The following is a 13764-nucleotide window of genomic DNA, read 5'->3' as shown; positions in this document are numbered from 1 at the left end:
AGTAGCTGGAATTACTGGCGGAAAAATAGCCCGTTTATCATGACGTTAATTTCTATTACAACCACTAAAATAGCCCCTTCTACGAGATATATCTCAAAAACGGCCCATAAATATTGTCAAAGCGCATCGGCTCTGGCTTGACAAGGTTTTCATACCATCCGTAAACTCTTTAATGTGGGGATTTGTGGGGTAAAGTGGCGAATTGGGTCATGAAGGGGTAACTCAGTCATGTTTCGTGGTGCAACGATGGTTAACCTCGACAGTAAAGGGCGGCTTGCCGTACCTACCCGTTATCGGGATCTACTGAATGAGGAATCGCAGGGCCAGATGGTCTGTACCATAGACCTTCACCAACCATGCCTGTTGCTTTATCCACTCCCTGAATGGGAAATCATTGAACAAAAATTATCCCGTCTGTCGAGCATGAATCCGGCTGAACGTCGGGTTCAGCGTTTGCTGTTAGGGCACGCCAGTGAATGTCAGATGGATGGTGCTGGGCGCTTACTGATCGCAGGAACACTGCGACAGCATGCCGGGCTGAATAAAGAAGTGATGCTGGTTGGGCAGTTCAACAAGTTTGAACTGTGGGATGAACAGACCTGGTATCAACAAGTCAAGGATGACATCGACGCAGAACAGTCCACTCAGGAACCATTGTCTGAGCGGCTACAGGACTTATCGCTATAAGCATGGTAGATAACAACAAAATTGTAGATAACAACTACAAGCATACAAGCGTATTGCTGGATGAGGCGGTAAATGGCCTGAACATCCGCGATAACGGCATCTATATTGACGGAACTTTTGGCCGTGGTGGCCATTCGCGTCTGATTCTGTCCCAGCTTGGGCCAGAAGGGCGTCTGATTGCAATTGACCGTGACCCACAAGCTATCGAAGCGGCAAAATCTATTACAGATCCGCGTTTCTCTATCGTACACGGTCCTTTTTCCGAGTTAGCACATTATGTGCGAGAGCTGGACTTAGTGGGCCGGATTGACGGTGTATTGCTGGATCTCGGGGTTTCATCACCACAGTTGGATGACCCTGAGCGTGGCTTCTCTTTCATGCGTGACGGGCCGTTGGATATGCGCATGGACCCCTCCCGTGGATTATCTGCTGCTGAATGGTTGATGAAAGCCAGCGCTGACGATATCGCGTGGGTGCTGAAAACCTTTGGTGAAGAGCGTTTTGCCAAGCGTCTGGCCAAAGCCATTGTGGAGCGCAACCTTACTCAACCGATGACTCGCACCAAAGAGCTGGCGGATTTGATTGCCAACGCCAGCCCATTTCGCGAAAAGCACAAACATCCTGCTACCCGTAGCTTCCAGGCTATTCGTATCTATATCAATAGTGAGTTGGAAGAGATTGAGCGCGCACTTGATGGCGTACTTGAAGTCCTGGCCCCTGCGGGCCGTTTGTCAGTGATTAGCTTCCACTCTCTTGAAGATCGCATTGTTAAAAACTTTATTCGTCATCACAGCCGTGGACCACAGGTGCCGGCGGGGTTGCCATTGACGGAAGCGCAGTTGCGCAGCATGGGTGGGCGCACATTGAAATCGGTTGGCAAGATGATGCCTCCAGATGCTGAAGTGGCTGAAAACCCACGGGCACGAAGCTCGGTATTGCGTTTTGCCGAGAGGATTAAAGAGTGATAGGCAGCGAACGCCACGGTTTAGTTGGGGTCATCGGCGGTGATTTAATCCGCAATGCGAAGATCCCGTTGATTTTACTGATCGCGGTGTTGGTATCTGCTGTTTTCGTGGTAACCACCGCCCACCGTACACGCTTGTTGACCGCAGAGCGTGAGCAGTTGGTGCTGGAACGGGACGCGCTGGATATCGAGTGGCGTAACCTGATTCTGGAAGAGAATGCGTTGGGTGACCACAGTCGTGTGGAAAGTATCGCGACTGACAAATTGAAAATGCAACATGTTGATCCATCACAAGAAAATATTGTGGTTAAACAATAAATTTCTCCAATAAATAAAGGAATGAGTCGCCACCATGACGCCTAGCAGCCAAGGTAACGGATGAAAGCAACGCGCCCCGGGAAGTTAAAGCTCCAGGAAGAACAAGCCAGCTTTATTAGCTGGCGTTTTGCGTTGCTGTGCGGCTGTATTTTACTGGCATTGGTCGGTTTGATGTTACGTACTGCATACCTGCAAGTGATTAACCCTGACAGACTGGTGCGTGAGGGTGATATGCGCTCGTTGCGGGTACAGGAAGTGCCAACAGCCCGTGGCATGATCAGTGACCGTTCAGGCCGCCCGTTGGCGGTTAGCGTACCGGTTAATGCGGTTTGGGCAGATCCGAAAGAGCTGACCGAGCGCGGGGGGATTACGTTAGATACTCGCTGGAAAGCGCTATCGGATGCACTGGAAATCCCACTGGATCAATTGGTGGCCCGAATTAATGCTAACCCGAAGGGACGTTTCGTTTATCTGGCGCGTCAGGTTAATCCCGCGATTGGCGACTATATCCATAAACTGAAACTCCCCGGTATCTATTTGCGCCAGGAATCACGCCGTTACTATCCGGCAGGCCAAGTTATGGCACACATTATCGGTGTGACCAACATCGATAGCCAAGGTATTGAAGGGGTTGAGAAAAGTTTTGACCGTTGGCTTACCGGGCAACCGGGTGAGCGTACGGTACGTAAAGACCGCTATGGCCGTGTCATTGAGGATATCTCTTCTGTCGATAGTCAGGCAGCACATAATCTGGTGTTGAGTGTTGATGAGCGTTTACAGGCGCTGGTGTATCGCGAATTGAACAATGCGGTGGCATTCAACAAAGCAGAATCAGGCACTGCGGTGCTGGTAGATGTGAGTACCGGCGAAGTATTAGCAATGGCAAATAGCCCGTCTTATAACCCGAATAACCTGACCGGAACGCCGAAAGATGCCATGCGTAACCGGGCGATAACCGATATTTTTGAACCCGGCTCCACAGTGAAGCCCATGGTAGTGATGACGGCATTGCAGCATGGCGTTGTGAAAGAAAACAGCGTGCTGAACACCTTGCCGTACTTTGTTAACGGTCACCAGATTAAAGACGTGGCCCGTTATGCAGAACTATCTGTGACCGGGATCTTGCAGAAGTCGAGTAACGTCGGCGTTTCTAAGCTGGCGTTAGCGATGCCATCCTCAGCGTTAGTAGATACTTACTCACGGTTTGGGTTTGGGAAAGCGACCAATTTGGGGTTGGTCGGAGAAAGCAGTGGCTTATATCCTAAAAAACAACGGTGGTCTGACATAGAGAGGGCCACCTTCTCTTTCGGCTACGGGCTAATGGTAACACCGTTACAACTAGCGCGAGTCTATGCAACCATCGGCAGCATGGGGATTTATCGCCCGCTGTCGATCACTAAAGTTGACCCGCCAGTGGCCGGTGAACGCGTTTTCCCTGAACCGCTGGTTCGTACCGTGGTTCATATGATGGAAAGCGTGGCATTACCTGGCGGCGGGGGCACCAAAGCCGCCATTAAAGGCTACCGTATTGCCATTAAAACCGGTACCGCCAAGAAAGTTGGCCCGGACGGTAAATATATGGACCGATACCTCGCTTACACCGCCGGCGTAGCGCCCGCGAGTAACCCTCGATTTGCTCTGGTTGTGGTCATCAATGACCCGCAGGCAGGGAAATATTACGGTGGTGCGGTTTCTGCACCGGTGTTCGGTGCCATCATGGGCGGCGTCCTGCGTACCATGAACATTGAGCCAGATGCGTTACCCACCGGTGATAAAAGCGAATTAGTGATTAATACAAAAGAGGGTTCAGGTGGCAGATCGTAACTTGCGCGACTTACTCGCTCCTTGGGGGCTAGACGTCCCGGAGCGTGCGCTACGGGAAATGACATTAGACAGCCGTGTTGCCGCTGCCGGGGATTTGTTTGTCGCCATTGTCGGCCATCAGACGGACGGGCGTCGCTATATCCCGCAAGCCATTGCACAAGGTGTTGCGGCAGTGGTCGCTGAAGCCGATGGTGTAGCGCCGGATGCCAGTGTGGTAGAGATGCACGGCATTCCTGTTATTTATTTGCGTAATTTGAATCAACATTTATCCAAGCTGGCGGGGCAATTCTACCATCAGCCGGGTACAGCATTACGTTTGGTCGGTGTGACGGGGACCAACGGCAAAACCACCACCACCCAACTGCTGGTACAATGGAGTCAGGCACTGGGGGAAACCAGCGCGGTAATGGGTACGGTTGGCAATGGTCTGTTAGGGCAAGTGATTCCGACGGAAAATACCACCGGTTCAGCGGTTGATATTCAACATTTACTGCGCAATTTGGTTGAGCAAGGGGCTACTTTTGCGGCGATGGAAGTTTCTTCCCACGGTTTGATTCAGAACCGCGTAGCCGCACTGCCGTTTGCAGCAGCAGTGTTTACTAACTTAAGCCGCGATCATCTGGATTATCACGGTAATATGGCGAGTTATGAGGCGGCAAAATGGTTGCTGTTCTCCACCCATCAATCCGAACATAAAATTATCAATGCTGATGACGAAGTCGGTCGCCGCTGGTTAGGGCAGTTGCCGCAAGCTGTTGCTGTCAGCATGGAAGACAAAGTTCCTACGGGCTGGAATGGCCCGTGGTTATCGGCGAGTAACGTTCATTATCACGATAACGGTGCCAGCATCACTTTTGACTCAAGCTGGGGCGAAGGCCAATTAGAAAGCCGTCTGATGGGGGCGTTTAACGTTAGTAATCTGCTGGTGGCACTGTCAACCCTCCTTTCTCTGGGGTATCCGTTAGCACAATTATTAGCAACCGCACCAAGCCTGCAACCGGTGTGCGGGCGTATGGAAGTGTTTAACGCGCCCGGTAAGCCGACGGTGGTGGTGGATTATGCCCACACCCCGGATGCCTTGGAAAAAGCCCTGGCTGCGGCCCGCTTACACTGTAAAGGCCAGTTGTGGTGTGTGTTTGGTTGCGGTGGTGATCGTGACAAGGGTAAGCGCCCACTTATGGGCGGTATCGCAGAACAACTGGCGGATCGGGTGGTCGTCACCGACGATAACCCGCGCAGTGAAGAGCCGCAGGCTATCGTGGCGGATATTCTCAGTGGCTTGCTGGATGCCGGACATGCATTGGCAATTCATGGTCGTGCTGAAGCGGTGACCAGTGCCATTATGCAAGCCAAAGAAGAAGATGTCGTGCTGGTGGCGGGTAAAGGACATGAAGATTATCAATTAGTGGGTAATCGCCGCCTGGATTATTCAGACAGAGTTACCGTCGCCCGTTTATTGGGGGTGATGGCATGATTAAGGTCTCACTGCATTTCCTGTCTACGCTGCTTAATGCTGAATATATTGGCAGTGAAAACGTCGACATCACCGAAGTGACCATTGATACCCGTAAGGTCACACCGGGGTGTTTGTTCGTGGCGCTGAAAGGCGAGCGTTTTGATGGGCATGATTTTGCAGAAGATGCTGTTGCCGCAGGTGCAGGTGCTTTGCTGGTAAGTAAACGCTTACTGGTGGGGGCACCTCAGTTAGTGGTCAAAGACACGCGTCTGGCACTGGGGCAATTTGCTGCGTGGGTGCGTGAACAAGTGCCTGCTCGGGTGGTGGCTTTAACCGGCTCATCCGGTAAAACCTCGGTAAAAGAAATGGTTGCCGCCATTTTGCGTCAATGCGGCAATGTGCTGTATACCGCCGGTAACTTCAATAACGATATTGGGGTGCCACTGACTTTACTGCGTTTGACGCCTGAACATGATTTTGCCGTGATTGAGCTGGGTGCTAATCATGTGGGCGAAATCGCCTACACCACGGATTTAAGCCGCCCTGAAAGTGCTTTGGTTAATAATTTAGCGGCCGCTCATCTGGAAGGTTTTGGTTCACTGGCAGGGGTGGCGAAGGCTAAAGGTGAAATTTTTGCCGGGTTGCCTGCTAACGGGACGGCAATTATTAATGCTGATAGCAATGACTGGCCGCATTGGCAGGAAATGCTGCACAACAAGCGTGTTTGGTATTTTTCACCTCGCGGCGCAGAAGATATCGATTTCCATGCCAGTGATGTGCGTATTACACCACAGGCGACACATTTCACCCTGCATTCGCCATTTGGCACCATAGCCATCGAATTGCCACTGCCGGGGCGACACAATATTGCTAACGCCTTGGCTGCAACGGCGTTAGCCATGTCGGTTGGCGCTGATTTAGCTGCCGTCCGCCAAGGGCTGGCACAATTACAAGCTGTACCGGGCCGTTTATTCCCGATTCAATTATCGGCAGGTAAATTGCTGCTCGATGACTCCTACAACGCCAATGTCGGCTCTATGACTGCCGCGGCCCAAGTGTTGGCAGAAATGCCCGGTTACCGCGTGCTGGTGGTGGGGGATATGGCCGAATTGGGTGATACCGCCGTAGATTGTCATCGCCAGGTGGGTGAGGCGGCCAGGCAGGCGGGAGTGGATAAAGTGCTGAGTGTTGGCACATTGAGTCAAACACTGAGTGATGCGAGCGGCAACGGCGAACATTTTCAGGATAAGAACACATTAGCAGCCCGTGTGAGTGAATTGCTGCTCGAACATCCGGTTATCACCGTCTTAATTAAAGGTTCACGTAGCGCCGCCATGGAAAATGTCGTGCGTGCGTTACAGGAGAATGCATCATGTTAGTTTGGTTGGCTGAATACTTAGTAAAATTTTACTCGGGCTTTAACGTCTTTTCCTATTTGACGTTCCGAGCCATTGTTAGTCTGTTGACGGCACTGTTTATTTCTTTGTGGATGGGGCCGCACCTGATTGCTTATTTGCAGAAATTGCAGATTGGTCAGGTAGTCCGTAACGATGGGCCAGAGTCACACTTCAGTAAACGCGGCACGCCGACCATGGGCGGCCTGATGATTCTGTTCTCTATCACCATTTCAGTGCTGATGTGGGCTTACCCCTCCAATCCGTATGTCTGGTGTGTACTATTCATTCTTATCGGTTATGGCATCGTCGGTTTTATCGATGATTATCGCAAAGTAGTGCGTAAAAACACCAAAGGGTTGATCGCCCGCTGGAAGTATTTCTGGCAGTCAGTGATTGCACTGGCGGCAGCATTCGCCATGTACAGCATCGGTAAAGACACCGCGGCTACCGAGCTGGTGGTGCCATTTTTCAAAGACGTCATGCCGCAACTGGGTTTGATGTATATCTTGCTGGCTTACTTTGTGATTGTCGGTACCAGTAACGCGGTGAACCTGACTGACGGATTAGATGGTTTGGCCATTATGCCGACCGTGTTCGTCGCCGGTGGTTTTGCCTTGGTTGCCTGGGCGACCGGTAACGTGAATTTCGCCGCATACCTGCACATTCCTTATCTACGCCATGCCGGTGAACTGGTGATTGTCTGTACCGCGATTGTGGGGGCTGGGCTGGGCTTCTTATGGTTTAACACCTATCCGGCACAGGTCTTTATGGGGGATGTCGGCTCGTTGGCCTTGGGTGGTGCGTTAGGCACTATCGCGGTATTACTGCGCCAAGAGTTCTTATTGGTGATTATGGGCGGGGTATTCGTGGTTGAAACGCTGTCGGTGATCCTACAGGTAGGTTCCTTTAAGTTGCGTGGGCAGCGTATTTTCCGCATGGCCCCGATTCATCATCACTACGAACTTAAAGGCTGGCCAGAACCACGGGTTATCGTGCGTTTCTGGATTATCTCGCTGATGCTGGTGCTGATTGGCCTGGCGACGCTGAAGGTGCGGTAATTATGGCTGATTATCAGGGTAAAAAAGTAGTCATTATCGGGCTGGGGCTAACCGGCCTTTCCTGCGTTGATTTCTTTATGGCGCGCGGGGTTACGCCGCGTGTAATGGATACCCGTATTAATCCGCCAGGCCTGGATAAATTGCCTGAAAGCGTTGAGCGCCATGTCGGCGACCTTCATCAGCAGTGGTTATTAGATGCAGATTTGATTGTGGCCAGCCCAGGCATCGCGCTGGCACATCCTGCCTTGAGTGACGCCGCTGAGGCCGGTGTCGAGATTGTCGGCGATATCGAGCTGTTTTGCCGTGAGAATCAGGCGCCAGTAGTAGCGATTACCGGCTCTAACGGTAAAAGTACCGTGACCACGCTGGTGGGCGAGATGGCTAAAGCGGCGGGCTGGCAGGTTGGCGTCGGTGGCAATATCGGTGTTCCGGCTCTTACGCTATTGAAACAAGAAAACCAGTTGGTGGTATTAGAGCTATCGAGCTTCCAGTTGGAAACTACCTCAAGCTTGCATGCCAGTGTGGCCACCATCTTGAACGTAACAGAAGATCATACCGACCGTTATCCGTTCGGTTTGCAGCAATATCGCGCAGCTAAACTGCGAGTCTATGAAAACGCTAAAGTTTGTGTGGTGAATGCCGATGACGCGCTTACCATGCCGGTGCGTGGCGCTGATAGCCGCTGTATCAGCTTTGGTGTGGATGTGGGTGACTACCACCTGAATAAGCAGCAGGGGGAAATCTGGCTGCGGGTTCGGGGTGAGAAAGTGTTGAATACCCGTGAAATGAAATTGACCGGTCGCCATAACTATACCAATGCGTTGGCAGCACTGGCGCTGGCTGATGCTGTGGGGATTCCCCGCTCGTCAAGTTTGAAAGCATTGACCACCTTTACCGGTTTATCACACCGTTTCCAACTGGTGTTTGAGCACAATGGCGTGCGTTGGATTAATGACTCTAAAGCCACCAATGTTGGCAGTACGGAAGCAGCGTTGGATGGCTTGCAGGTTGACGGCACCTTGCATTTATTGTTGGGCGGCGACGGTAAATCCGCTGATTTCTCTGGGTTGACGCGTTTTCTGCAAGGCGACCATATCAAAATTTACTGCTTTGGCCGTGATGGTGAGCAACTGGCTGAATTACGCTCTGAGGTCTCTCAGCTTACCGAGACGATGGAACAGGCCATGGTACTGCTGGCGCAGAGACTGGCACCGGGAGATATGGTGTTGCTGTCTCCTGCTTGCGCCAGTTTGGACCAATTCCGCAGTTTTGAACAACGTGGTGATGAGTTTGCTCGCCTGGCAGAGGAGTTGGGCTGATGCGCATGCCGGGGCTGGGGCTGTTTAATACCGTAAAACATTTTGTGATGGGATCGCGCGAAAGCGACACCACCAGCATGGTGCTTTACGACAGAACCTTGCTGTGGCTGACATTCGGTTTGGCGATTATCGGCTTTGTGATGGTGACATCGGCATCAATGCCGATTGGTCAGCGTCTGGCCAGTGATCCCTTCTTATTTGCCAAACGTGATGCTCTCTATCTGGCGCTGGCATTGGGTTTGTCGCTGGTGACATTACGTATCCCGATGGCGGTCTGGCAGCGCTATAGCAATATCATGTTACTGATTTCGATAGTAATGTTGCTGGTGGTGTTGGTGGTGGGTAGCTCGGTAAACGGGGCATCACGCTGGATTTCATTGGGGCCGCTGCGTATTCAGCCAGCGGAATTATCCAAGCTGTCACTGTTTTGTTATCTGGCCAGCTATCTGGTGCGTAAGGTTGAAGAGGTTCGCAGTAATTTCTGGGGCTTCTGTAAACCGATGGGGGTCATGGTTATTCTGGCGGTGTTACTGCTGGCACAGCCTGATCTAGGCACGGTGGTGGTGCTGTTTATTACCACGCTGGCGATGCTGTTTCTAGCTGGCGCGAAAATGTGGCAGTTTTTGGCGATTATCGGCTCTGGTGTGTTTGCGGTTTGTCTGCTGATTGTTGCTGAACCCTACCGTATGCGCCGTGTGACATCCTTCTGGAATCCATGGGCGGATCCGTTCGGTAGTGGTTATCAGTTAACCCAGTCGCTGATGGCTTTTGGCCGTGGTGAATTCTGGGGGCAAGGCTTAGGTAACTCAGTGCAGAAACTGGAGTATTTACCGGAAGCGCATACCGACTTTATTTTCTCGATTTTAGGCGAGGAACTGGGGTATTTCGGTGTGGTTCTGGCACTGTTAATGGTATTCTTCGTCGCTTTTCGTGCTATGTCCATCGGCCGTCGCGCGTTGGAGATAGATCAGCGATTTTCTGGCTTTTTGGCTTGCTCAATCGGCGTCTGGTTCAGTTTTCAGGCTCTGGTTAACGTTGGGGCTGCTGCCGGAATGTTGCCGACCAAAGGGTTGACCTTACCACTGATCAGTTACGGTGGTTCGAGCTTGATTATTATGTCAACGGCAATTGTGCTGTTGCTACGCATTGATTTTGAAACACGTCTGGCAAAAGCCCAGGCGTTTGTAAGGAGTGCCCGATGAGTGGCAAGACCAAGCGTTTAATGGTGATGGCTGGTGGCACCGGGGGGCATGTCTTCCCCGGATTGGCCGTGGCACATCATCTGATGGCGCAAGGCTGGCAGGTGCGTTGGCTCGGCACCGCAGACCGAATGGAAGCGTCATTGGTACCCCAAAATGGCATTGAGATTGATTTCATCCAGATTTCTGGTTTACGCGGCAAGGGGCTAATGGCTCAACTGATGGCACCCGTGCGGATTTATCGTGCGGTGCGTCAGGCCAGGAAAATCATGCGTGACTACCAGCCGGACGTGGTGCTGGGCATGGGCGGTTATGTTTCCGGTCCCGGTGGTTTGGCGGCATGGCTGTGCGGTATTCCAGTAGTGTTGCATGAGCAAAATGGCATTGCCGGTTTGACTAATCGCTGGCTAGCCAGAATTGCCAAAAAAGTGTTACAGGCCTTCCCCGGCGCATTCCCAAATGCTGATGTGGTGGGCAATCCGGTTCGTACCGATGTTCTTGCGCTGCCATTGCCGGCGCAACGTTTGGTCGGCCGTGAAGGCCCGGTTCGTGTGTTGGTTATCGGTGGTAGCCAAGGTGCGCGGGTGCTAAATCAGACGATGCCGCAGGTTGCCGCACAGTTGGGTGAGAAAATCACGCTGTGGCATCAGGTAGGTAAAGGCGCATTGCCAGAAGTATTACAGGCATACCAGCAAGTCGGGCAGGGCGATGATAAGCATAAAATTACTGAGTTTATCGACGATATGGCAGCCGCTTATAGTTGGGCCGATGTGGTGGTGTGCCGTTCAGGTGCGCTGACGGTCAGTGAAATTGCCGCCGCAGGTTTACCGGCGATTTTTGTGCCGTTTCAGCATAAAGACCGGCAGCAGTATTGGAATGCACTGCCGCTGGAAAAGGCCGGTGCGGCCAAGATTATCGAGCAGCCGCAATTTAGCGCCGAGGCGGTCAGCAGCTTATTGGAACAGTGGGATCGAGCAACCTTACTAACTATGGCTGAACAGGCAAGGTCCGTGGCTATCCCGGATGCTACTGAGCGCGTAGCTGCTGAAGTGGTCGCGGCCAGTAAGTAATAGTAAAAACAGATAATGAACAGCAGGTAGTTAGGTTAATGCGGGCTGTGAATATGCAACAGACAAAAAAGTGAAGAGAAACGTGAATACACAACAACTGGCGAAACTACGAACTATCGTGCCCGAGATGCGTCGCGTCCGGCACATTCACTTTGTTGGCATCGGTGGTGCCGGCATGGGTGGTATCGCTGAAGTGTTGGCTAACGAAGGTTATCAGATTAGCGGTTCAGATTTGGCACCTAACCCGGTCACTCAGCATTTGGCCTCTTTGGGCGCACAAATCTATTTCCATCACCGTCCTGAAAACGTTCTGGACGCCAGTGTGGTCGTGGTTTCAACTGCAATCTCTGCGGATAATCCAGAGATAGTTGCGGCTCGCGAGGCGCGTATTCCGGTGATCCGCCGCGCAGAAATGCTGGCAGAGTTGATGCGTTTTCGTCATGGCATTGCGGTTGCAGGCACTCACGGCAAAACCACCACCACGGCGATGGTTTCCAGTATCTATGCTGAAGCCGGTCTGGATCCAACCTTTGTTAACGGCGGGTTGGTGAAAGCGGCAGGGACCCATGCTCGTCTTGGGTCCAGCCGTTACCTGATAGCAGAAGCCGATGAAAGTGATGCGTCATTTTTGCATCTGCAACCGATGGTGGCGATTGTCACGAATATCGAAGCCGACCATATGGATACTTATCAGGGCGACTTTGAGAACTTAAAACAGACGTTTATTAACTTTTTACACAACTTGCCATTCTATGGTCGTGCGGTGATGTGTATTGACGATCCGGTGGTGCGCGAGTTGCTACCACGGGTAGGCCGCCACATTACCACCTACGGTTTCAGTGATGATGCCGATGTGCAGATCGCCAGCTACCGGCAGGAAGGCCCACAGGGGCACTTCACGCTCAAACGCTTGGATAAGCCATTGATGACGGTGACCTTGAATGCACCGGGTCGTCATAACGCGCTGAATGCAGCGGCGGCGGTGGCCGTGGCGACAGAAGAAGGTATCGAAGACGAAGATATTCTGCGTGCGTTGGCAGGGTTCCAGGGGACTGGTCGCCGCTTTGATTTCCTCGGCAACTTCCCGTTGGCACCGGTCAATGGCAAAGAAGGCAGTGCGATGCTGGTTGATGACTACGGCCATCATCCAACTGAAGTGGATGCCACCATTAAAGCTGCGCGCGCGGGTTGGCCGGATAAGCGCATCGTGATGGTCTTCCAGCCGCACCGTTATACCCGTACCCGTGACCTGTACGACGACTTCGCCAATGTGTTATCGCAGGTTGATGTGCTACTGATGTTGGATGTGTACGCTGCCGGTGAACCGCCGATCCCAGGGGCTGATAGCCGCTCGTTGTGCCGCACCATCCGTAATCGTGGCAAGTTAGACCCAATTTTGGTTTCAGACAGTGAAACCGTACCTGAAATATTGGCGCAAGTGCTGAAAGGCGATGACCTGATTCTGGTTCAAGGCGCAGGTAACATTGGTAAAATTGCCCGTAAATTGGCTGAGCTTAAATTGCAGCCACAGATAAAAGATGAGGAACATCATGGCTGAGAAAGTCGCGGTACTGCTGGGTGGTACCTCCGCTGAACGTGAAGTGTCATTGCTATCAGGTCAGGCGGTATTAGCGGGCTTGAGAGAAGCAGGTATCGATGCCCATGGGATTGATACCCGAGACTTCCCAGTGACTCAGCTTAAAGAACAGGGCTTCGATAAGGTCTTTATCGCTTTACATGGCCGTGGTGGTGAAGATGGCACCTTGCAAGGGGTACTGGAATTCCTGCAACTGCCTTATACCGGCAGTGGTGTGATGGCGTCAGCCCTGACGATGGACAAATTACGCACCAAATTGGTGTGGCAGGCTTCAGATCTGCCGATTTCGCCTTATGTCGCGTTGAATCGTCAACAGTTTGAAACACTTTCGTCAGAGGAATTAGCAGCGGGTGTCGCTAAGCTTGGCCTGCCATTAATTGTTAAGCCAAGCCACGAAGGCTCCAGCGTTGGCATGAGTAAGGTTGATCACGTCGATCAATTGCAGAGTGCCTTGGTTGAAGCTTTCCGGCACGACAGTGATGTGCTAATAGAGCAATGGTTGAGTGGCCCGGAATACACCGTCGCGATCCTCGGTGATGATGTTTTACCGTCAATCCGTATTCAGGCGCCCGGCGTGTTCTATGATTATGAAGCCAAGTATCTGTCTGACGAAACACAATATTTTTGCCCAAGCGGTTTGAGCCATGAGTTGGAGCAACAATTGGCGACGCTGGCATTGCAGGCTTATCAGGCGCTGGGTTGCAGCGGTTGGGGCCGGGTGGATGTCATGCAAGACAGTGACGGCAGTTTTTACCTGCTTGAAGTGAACACTTCACCGGGTATGACTAGCCACAGTTTAGTGCCGATGGCAGCCCGCCAGTCAGGGTTGAGTTTCTCCCAACTGGTCGCTCGAATTTTGATGTTGGCTGACTGAT

12 protein-coding genes are annotated in these 13764 nt (G+C 52.1%); all 12 read left to right on the top strand.

Features of this window, described 5'->3' with window-relative positions; all coding sequences use genetic code 11:
* The first annotated feature begins 228 nt into the window (after nucleotides 1-228).
* Nucleotides 229-687 carry a division/cell wall cluster transcriptional repressor MraZ gene (mraZ, locus tag V1952_RS07115; protein WP_004875568.1) on the top strand — a complete coding sequence of 153 codons (459 nt, stop codon included), beginning with the start codon at nucleotides 229-231 and terminating at the stop codon, nucleotides 685-687.
* Nucleotides 688-689: 2 nt separating this feature from the next.
* Nucleotides 690-1652, top strand: coding sequence for a 16S rRNA (cytosine(1402)-N(4))-methyltransferase RsmH (gene rsmH, locus V1952_RS07110; RefSeq protein ID WP_420074539.1), 963 nt, complete (start codon nucleotides 690-692; stop codon nucleotides 1650-1652).
* Nucleotides 1649-1969 (top strand): cell division protein FtsL, encoded by a 321-nt coding sequence (gene ftsL, locus V1952_RS07105; protein WP_083160535.1) that lies wholly within the window; start codon nucleotides 1649-1651, stop codon nucleotides 1967-1969. Before rsmH ends, ftsL begins: the two co-directional genes overlap by 4 nt.
* 60 nt (nucleotides 1970-2029) lie before the next feature.
* On the top strand, nucleotides 2030-3793 hold the full coding sequence (locus V1952_RS07100) for a peptidoglycan glycosyltransferase FtsI (protein WP_420074538.1): 1764 nt from the start codon (nucleotides 2030-2032) through the stop codon (nucleotides 3791-3793).
* Nucleotides 3780-5267 carry a UDP-N-acetylmuramoyl-L-alanyl-D-glutamate--2,6-diaminopimelate ligase gene (murE, locus tag V1952_RS07095; protein WP_420074537.1) on the top strand — a complete coding sequence of 496 codons (1488 nt, stop codon included), beginning with the start codon at nucleotides 3780-3782 and terminating at the stop codon, nucleotides 5265-5267. The genes V1952_RS07100 and murE overlap by 14 nt, the downstream gene beginning before the upstream one ends.
* On the top strand, nucleotides 5264-6628 hold the full coding sequence (murF, locus tag V1952_RS07090) for a UDP-N-acetylmuramoyl-tripeptide--D-alanyl-D-alanine ligase (protein WP_420074536.1): 1365 nt from the start codon (nucleotides 5264-5266) through the stop codon (nucleotides 6626-6628). The genes murE and murF overlap by 4 nt, the downstream gene beginning before the upstream one ends.
* Nucleotides 6622-7704: a phospho-N-acetylmuramoyl-pentapeptide-transferase gene (gene mraY / locus V1952_RS07085; protein ID WP_083160529.1), complete on the top strand. Its 1083-nt coding sequence runs from the start codon at nucleotides 6622-6624 to the stop codon at nucleotides 7702-7704. Before murF ends, mraY begins: the two co-directional genes overlap by 7 nt.
* A 2-nt stretch (nucleotides 7705-7706) precedes the next feature.
* A complete protein-coding gene (gene murD, locus V1952_RS07080) occupies nucleotides 7707-9023 on the top strand; it encodes a UDP-N-acetylmuramoyl-L-alanine--D-glutamate ligase (protein WP_420074535.1) in 1317 nt (438 codons plus the stop codon).
* Nucleotides 9023-10225, top strand: a complete 1203-nt coding sequence (gene ftsW, locus V1952_RS07075; protein WP_050086107.1) for a cell division protein FtsW — start codon at nucleotides 9023-9025, stop codon at nucleotides 10223-10225. Before murD ends, ftsW begins: the two co-directional genes overlap by 1 nt.
* Complete coding sequence (gene murG, locus V1952_RS07070; protein WP_420070981.1) at nucleotides 10222-11292, top strand: undecaprenyldiphospho-muramoylpentapeptide beta-N-acetylglucosaminyltransferase; 1071 nt, start codon at nucleotides 10222-10224, stop codon at nucleotides 11290-11292. The genes ftsW and murG overlap by 4 nt, the downstream gene beginning before the upstream one ends.
* An 82-nt stretch (nucleotides 11293-11374) precedes the next feature.
* Entirely contained in the window at nucleotides 11375-12850 is a 1476-nt protein-coding gene (gene murC / locus V1952_RS07065) for a UDP-N-acetylmuramate--L-alanine ligase (RefSeq protein WP_372558006.1), read from the top strand.
* Nucleotides 12843-13763: a D-alanine--D-alanine ligase gene (locus V1952_RS07060; RefSeq protein ID WP_420074534.1), complete on the top strand. Its 921-nt coding sequence runs from the start codon at nucleotides 12843-12845 to the stop codon at nucleotides 13761-13763. Before murC ends, V1952_RS07060 begins: the two co-directional genes overlap by 8 nt.
* The last annotated feature ends 1 nt before the right edge of the window (nucleotide 13764 follow it).

The organism is Yersinia sp. 2542 StPb PI (assembly GCF_048593855.1).
GTDB classification, from domain to species: Bacteria; Pseudomonadota; Gammaproteobacteria; order Enterobacterales; family Enterobacteriaceae; genus Yersinia; species Yersinia enterocolitica_E.
Note: the sequence above shows the minus strand (reverse complement) of the source record. Positions and strands in the feature narration are given on the sequence as shown.